Source organism: Thermobifida cellulosilytica TB100 (assembly GCF_001517975.1).
In the GTDB taxonomy this organism is placed as follows: domain Bacteria; phylum Actinomycetota; class Actinomycetes; order Streptosporangiales; family Streptosporangiaceae; genus Thermobifida; species Thermobifida cellulosilytica.
Genome location: NZ_KQ950181.1, coordinates 505103 through 509279, shown reverse-complemented (window position 1 = coordinate 509279; position 4177 = coordinate 505103). Strand labels below are relative to the sequence as shown.

General features: G+C 74.4%; 6 protein-coding genes. 4 read left to right on the top strand and 2 right to left on the bottom strand.

All coding sequences use genetic code 11. From position 1 onward, the window contains the following. A partial coding sequence (locus AC529_RS08555) for a serine/threonine-protein kinase (RefSeq protein ID WP_157080167.1) occupies positions 1 to 604 on the bottom strand: 604 nt, incomplete at its 3' end. Between the two features lie 151 nt (positions 605 to 755). Between AC529_RS08555 and AC529_RS19565 the strand changes: the two genes are divergently transcribed. After that, positions 756 to 1127 carry a hypothetical protein gene (locus tag AC529_RS19565; RefSeq protein ID WP_083948044.1) on the top strand — a complete coding sequence of 124 codons (372 nt, stop codon included), beginning with the start codon at positions 756 to 758 and terminating at the stop codon, positions 1125 to 1127. On the opposite strand, the gene AC529_RS08550 is transcribed toward AC529_RS19565, so the two are convergent. Beyond that, positions 1022 to 1750, bottom strand: coding sequence for a TetR/AcrR family transcriptional regulator (locus tag AC529_RS08550; protein WP_083948043.1), 729 nt, complete (start codon positions 1748 to 1750; stop codon positions 1022 to 1024). The genes AC529_RS19565 and AC529_RS08550 overlap by 106 nt on opposite strands. Positions 1751 to 1871: 121 nt before the next feature. On the opposite strand from AC529_RS08550, the gene AC529_RS08545 reads away from it, so the two are divergent. The 3 genes from AC529_RS08545 to AC529_RS08535 form a co-directional block, all read left to right on the top strand. After that, on the top strand, positions 1872 to 2702 hold the full coding sequence (locus tag AC529_RS08545) for an SDR family NAD(P)-dependent oxidoreductase (protein WP_068755363.1): 831 nt from the start codon (positions 1872 to 1874) through the stop codon (positions 2700 to 2702). Between the two features lie 256 nt (positions 2703 to 2958). Next, positions 2959 to 3621, top strand: coding sequence for a DUF998 domain-containing protein (locus tag AC529_RS08540; RefSeq protein WP_068755361.1), 663 nt, complete (start codon positions 2959 to 2961; stop codon positions 3619 to 3621). 303 nt (positions 3622 to 3924) lie between these two features. Continuing rightward, the coding region (locus AC529_RS08535) for a nitroreductase/quinone reductase family protein (protein ID WP_157080166.1) at positions 3925 to 4177 on the top strand (253 nt) is incomplete at its 3' end.

Genomic DNA, 4177 nt, shown 5'->3' with positions numbered 1-4177 from the left:
GCAGGACCGCGCCGAACGCGTAGACGTCGCTGCTCGCGTCGACCTCCTCGCCCTTCCACTGCTCGGGCGGCATGAACGCCGGGGTGCCCAGCGCGGTTCCCACGGCGGTGAGCTGGCTGGTCGCGTCCGCGATGTGGGCGATGCCGAAGTCGCAGATCTTGACGTGCCCGGTGTCGAGCAGGAACAGGTTGCCGGGTTTGAGGTCGCGGTGCACCACCCGGTGGGCGTGCGCGGCCCGCAGCGCCTCGGCGGCCTGCACGGAGACCGACACCAGCAGGTCCAGCGGCAGTCCTTCGGGGTGGTCGGCCAGCACCGCGCCCAGGTCGCGGCCGCGCAGCAGCTCCATGACGAGGAACAGCTGCCCGTCGTGGCGGCCGAAGTCGTGCACGGCGGTGATGCCGGGGTGCTGGATGCCGGCGGCGATGCGCGCCTCCCGCTGGAAGCGGCGGATCAGGACGTCGTCGCCGCCTCCCCCGACGATGACCTTGACGGCGACCTCGCGTTCCAGATGCGGGTCGAAGGCCCGCCACACCTCGCCCATTCCGCCCCGTCCCAGCCGTTCCTCCAGCCGGTACCGGCCCGCCAGCACCATTTCGGACTGCACCCGCGACTCCCTTGGACAACCGCCGCCGTTTTCCTTACTTCTTTACCGCAGTGTGCCGGTTGCTCCGGTGACCGGATCCCGCCCCGGCACGGGGGTTGTGCGGTCCTTCCAGTGTCGGTGCCGGTCACAGCGGGGCGGTAGGGTCGCCGCCATGACCGGACCGGTACTGCGGGCGAGAGAGTGGTGCGGGCGCACCTGGGACGACCCGTCGGAGGAGACCCTGTACGGCCTGCTGGCCGACCTGGCCCCGACCCACCGGTTCGTGGTCGTCGAGCGGCTGGACCGGCGTCCCCGCGGGCACCACTACATGCAGGTCTACCTGAACGACGATCTGAGCTACCGGGTGGAGTACCGCGAGGTCGGCGCGGACCGCCGCTTCTGGGCGGAGGTGCCGCGCCCGTCCGGGCTGCTCGCCCCTCAGCCCGTCGCCGGGGTGTTGGCGGACTGGACGGCGGAGCGGCCGGGGTGGCGCGAGGCGCTGCCGTGGCGGCCGTGGTCGGAGGAGGACGGCCCGGACGGCTGAGCCCCGGGTGCCCTCCTGTCCTCATCCGCGGGGGCGAAGGCCCGCAGCACCGCGTCGACCAGGGCGTCGGTGTAGTCGGGGGTGAGCGGTCCCTCGCGCAGCAGCCAGCGCCGGTACAGGGGGGCGTAGAGCAGGTCGAGGAAGAGGTCGAGGTCGGCGTCGGCGGCGATCTGCCCGGTGCGCTGGGCGCTGCGCAGCCATTCCCGCAGGGCCTGCGCCAGCGGCTCGGCGACCCGTCGGCGGTAGTCGGCGTTGAGTCCGGGATCGGCGGCGATCTCGCTGCTGAGGGCGCGCAGGGGCGCTTCGAAGGCGGGGGTGGCGAACTCGGCGGCGGTGGCGCGCATGAGGTTCTTGAGGTCGGCTTCGAGGTCGCCGGTGTCGGGCAGCGCGACGGCGCCCTCCTCGGTGTGGCTGAGCGCCAGCACCGCGTCGAGCAGGAGCGCGCCCTTGGAGGGCCACCAGCGGTAGATGGTCTGTTTGCCCACTCCGGCGCGGGCGGCGACGGCCTCGATCGTCAGTTTCGGGTAGCCCGTCTCGGCGACGAGGGTGCGGGCCGCGTCGAGGATCGCGCGGCGGGAGCGCTCACTGCGCCGCCGGGGGTCGGGTGTTCTTGATGGTGTCATGCCCACAGAATAAGACGAGACGTTTCGTCTTGACAGGGGGGGCGGCCGGAGGGCACGCTGGACATCGAACGGAACGATACGTCTCGTCTTGTCTGTGAGACGGCTGCACCGAGGAGGGCGCATGACCGCACACACGCCCCCGTCCCACGTCTGGTTCGTCACCGGGGCCTCCCGCGGCCTGGGCCGCGCGGTCACCGAGGCCGCCCTGGAGCGCGGCGACCGCGTGGTGGGCGCGGCGCGCGACGTCACACCGCTCGACGGCCTGGCCGAGCGCTACGAGGACCGCCTGCTGGCCCTGCCCCTGGACGTGAGCGACCGCGCCGCGGTGTTCTCCGCGGTGCGGCGGGCCGTCGACGCGTTCGGCTGCCCGGACGTCGTGCTCAACAACGCGGGCCGGTTCCTGCTCGGCATGGTGGAGGAGACCACCGAGCAGCAGGCCCGGGAGCACCTGGACGTCAACTTCTTCGGCGCGCTGTGGGTGGTCCAGGCGGTGCTGCCCCACCTGCGCGCCCGGGGATCGGGCCGCATCATCCAGGTCACCACCACGGCCCCGTTCGGCGGGTTCGCCTCGGTGGGCCTGTACGGCGCGGGCAAGGCCGCGCTCGACTCGGTCGGCGAGGCCCTGGCCATGGAGGTCGAGCCCTTCGGGATCAGGGTGACCATGGTGCAGCCCCGCGGCTACGCCACCGAGCTGTTCACCCGGGGCGCCACCCTCACCAAGGAGAAGGCGGAGTACGCGCCGCTGCGCGCCCGCCTCACCGAGATGTGGAGCGGAGTGGAGGACGCCGACTCCGCCAAGGCCGCCCCGGTCCTGCTGGCGCTGGCGGACATGGCCGATCCGCCCCGGCGGCTGGTCCTCGGCGGCGCGGCCAACGCCCAGGTGCGGCAGATACTGCTGCTGCGGGCCGAGGGGTACGCGCGCACCGGGGCGCTGAGCGCCCGGGCCGACTGACCGACTTCTCCGGGCCGGGTGCCCGGCGGGGAGCTGGCGCCCCCGCACCCCGGCCGCAGGCGGCGCGCCGGGGACCGCGCGCCGCGGCCGCCGCCTGGTCGGCGGCCCCGAGGGCCGCGCCGAGGTTCTCCTCCCCCTCTGCGCGGCCCTCCGTCGCACCCGCGCGCAGCGCCCGTGGCCGGTTGCGGCCACGGGCGCTGCCGCATCCGCTCCTAGGCTGGAGTCCACGGGGTCCCCGACGACGGGAGGAGGAACCGTGGCAGCGACCCGCGGGCTCCTGCGGTGCGGCCTGGTCGCCGGTCCGCTGTTCGTCGTGGTGTTCACCGTCGCGGGGGCACTGCGTGCCGACTACGACCCGCTGCGCCACCCGGTCAGCTCCCTGGCGCTGACCCCGGCGGGCTGGACCCAGGTGGCGAACTTCCTGGTCACCGGGGTACTGCTGACGGCCTTCGCGTTCGGGGCACGCCGGGCGCTGGGCGAACGCGCCGGGCTCCTTCCGTGGCTGCTGGGCCTGTGCGGGATCGGGCTGGTCGGGGCCGGGCTGTTTCCCACCGACCCGGTGAGCGGCTATCCGCCGGGCAGCCCCGACGCGCTGGTCTACACCCCGCTCGGCGCGGCCCACGACGGCGCGTCGATGCTGTTCTTCCTCGGACTGCCGCTGGCCGCTCTGGTCTGGGCGCTGCGCTGCGCGCGCGGCGGGCGGTGGGCGGCGGCGGTCGGCAGCGGTCTCGCCGCGGCCGCCTTCGTCGTCTTCTTCCTGCTGGCCGGTCTCGGCTTCGCCCAGCAGCCCGGCCTGGTCGAGGTGGGCGGCCTCTACCAGCGGCTGTCGGTCTGCACGGGGCTGGCGTGGACCACCGCGGCCGCGCTGGCGCTGCTGCGCGGCACCGCACGCGACAGCGCCGCTCCTGCCGAGGGCTGACCTTCCCGGTCGCCGACGGCGCGGTTCCAGGCGGCGCCGACCGTGCCGCGCGCCTCCCCCGGGGCCGACCGCGGGTCCGTGGACGCCCCGCCCGGTCCGGTTGCCGCGACCGTGCCCGGCTGCGCGTATTCCCGTTGTCCGTGGCCGCTTCCGGCCACCACGGATCCGCATTCGGTAATTATTCTTCGATATATCGCTTTCGGGTCTCCTGTCTCCGGACGCTCCGCCGTGCCCCGTTCCGGCGGTCCAGCCGCGGGAGTCCCGTCGTCCCCTGTCCCCACAACTTGACCGAGGGAGTCCGATTTGGCCGCTTCCCCGCCTCCGTCCCCGCCCGCCCGGCCCGAACCGCGCATCAGCGACTCCAACCGCCCGGTCGTCGAGGAGTTCCGCGCCAACGGCGGACGCGTCGGCGGCCCCTTCGAAGGCGCCGACCTGCTGCTGCTCACCACGACGGGCGCCCGCTCCGGCCGGGAGCAGACCAGCCCGCTGGGCTACTTCCGCGACGGCGACCGGCTGCTGGTCGTCGCCTCCGCGGCCGGCGCGCCCCGCCACCCCG

Coding starts and splice junctions, on each gene's coding strand:
- AC529_RS19565 (WP_083948044.1), top strand. CDS start 756: ATGACCGGACCGGTACTGCGGGCGAGAGAGTGGTGCGGGCGCACCTGG.
- AC529_RS08550 (WP_083948043.1), bottom strand. CDS start 1,750: ATGACACCATCAAGAACACCCGACCCCCGGCGGCGCAGTGAGCGCTCC.
- AC529_RS08545 (WP_068755363.1), top strand. CDS start 1,872: ATGACCGCACACACGCCCCCGTCCCACGTCTGGTTCGTCACCGGGGCC.